At 71.0% G+C, this 1272-nt stretch carries 1 protein-coding gene; it reads left to right on the top strand.

The genetic code is table 11. The features are described from left to right. Positions 1-26 precede the first annotated feature (26 nt). The coding region (locus IG88_RS39780; protein WP_234332492.1) for a beta-ketoacyl reductase at positions 27-1272 on the top strand (1246 nt) is incomplete at its 3' end.

Genomic DNA, 1272 nt, shown 5'->3' with positions numbered 1-1272 from the left:
CGGCTGCGGGTGCCGAGGTGCGGGTGTTGGAGGCTGAGGACGGGGTGACGCGCAGTGTGCTGGCGGAGCGGCTGAGTGGTGTTGGTGAGGTTGCTGGTGTGGTGTCGTTGCTGGCGTGGGGTGAGGGTGATGGTGAGGAGGCGTTGGCCGCGTCGTTGGCGTTGGTGCAGGCGTATGGGGATGTGGGGTTGTCGGCGCCGGTGTGGGTGTTGACGCGGGGTGCTGGTGGGGTTGGTGGGGATGATGTGGTGCGGGCGGGTCAGGTGGCGTTGTGGGCGTGGGGTCAGGTGGTGGGTCTGGAGTTGCCTGGGGTGTGGGGTGGTCTGGTGGATGTGCCGGCTGAGTGGGACGGGCGGGTGTCGTCCGGGTTGGTGGGTGTGCTGGCGGCGGGTGAGGGTGAGGATCAGGTGGCGGTGCGTTCGTCGGGTGTGTATGGGCGGCGTCTGGTTCGTGCGCCGTTGCCTGCGGGTGCGGGTGCGGGTGCGGGTGTGGTGCGGGGGTTTGTGCCGCGGGGGACGGTGCTGGTGACGGGTGGGACGGGTGGTGTGGGTGGGCATGTGGCGCGGTGGCTGGCCGGGGCGGGTGCGGAGCGTCTGGTTCTGCTGAGCCGGCGTGGTGGTGAGGCTGAGGGTGTGGGTGAGCTGGTGGAGGAGTTGGGTGGTCTGGGTGCGGAGGTGGAGGTGGTCGCGTGTGATGTGACCGACCGTGCCGCCGTGGAGCGGGTGGTTGCGGGCATACCGGCGGAGTATCCGCTGTCGGCCGTCTTCCACACCGCGGGCGTCGCCGACTACGCGGAGCTGCTTGACGCCACACCCGAGCACTTCGAGCAGGTGATGGCGGCCCGTGTGGAGGGCGCGCGGTATCTGGACGAGTTGACGGGTGGGATGGAGCTGGACGCGTTCGTGGTCTTCTCCTCCGGTGCTGCCGTCTGGGGCAGCGGTGGCAATGGGGCGAACGCGGCGGCGGGTGGCTTCCTGGATGGTCTGGTGCGGGAGCGGCGGGCGCGGGGTCTGGCGGGGACGTCGGTGTCGTGGGGTGGCTGGCAGGCCACGGGTATGGCGGAGGGTGAGACGGCGGCGCAGTTGTCGCGCCGCGGTGTGCGCCTGCTCGACCCGGCGGCGGCCACGCACGCTCTGCGTCAGGTGCTGGAGCAGGACGAGGTGTCGGTGACGGTGGCCGACATGGACTGGGCGCTGTTCACCCCGGGTTATGCGATGGCCCGGCGCCGTCCCCTGCTCGAGGACATCCCCGAGGCCGCCGAGGCACTGCGCG

The organism is Streptomyces sp. NRRL F-5650, assembly GCF_000721365.1.
Lineage (GTDB): Bacteria > Actinomycetota > Actinomycetes > Streptomycetales > Streptomycetaceae > Streptomyces > Streptomyces ardesiacus.
This window is presented reverse-complemented; position numbering and strand designations above follow the sequence as displayed.